Annotated in this window: 1 protein-coding gene; it reads left to right on the top strand. The window is 63.7% G+C overall.

Going from position 1 to position 281, the window contains the following annotated elements; all coding sequences use genetic code 11:
* Positions 1-281 (top strand): immunoglobulin-like domain-containing protein (locus ACZ3HH_RS29690; protein ID WP_465810110.1); only part of this gene is annotated, 281 nt, incomplete at both ends.

Genomic DNA, 281 nt, shown 5'->3' with positions numbered 1-281 from the left:
ACCCTGACCAACGCCGCCGGCACTCCGGTGACCGTCACGCTGAGCAACGGCGCCGTCATCACCATCGAAGCGGGCAAAACCACCGGTTCCGTGACCGTCGATGCGCCAAAAGATGACGTCTATAAAGACGCCGGCACTGTTCAGGCGACCATTTCCAACGCCACCGGCGGCAATTTTGAGAACCTGGCGACCAACCCGGCGGCGGCGGTCACCGAGGTGACTGACACCATCGACACCTCGACCGTGAACCTCACCGCGACCAGCACTGTGGCCGAAGGCGG

The organism is Pseudomonas sp. PME37.24/025 (assembly GCF_055556615.1).
The sequence above is the reverse complement of the archived record's forward strand: the minus strand, read 5'-3'. Positions and strand labels throughout refer to the sequence as shown.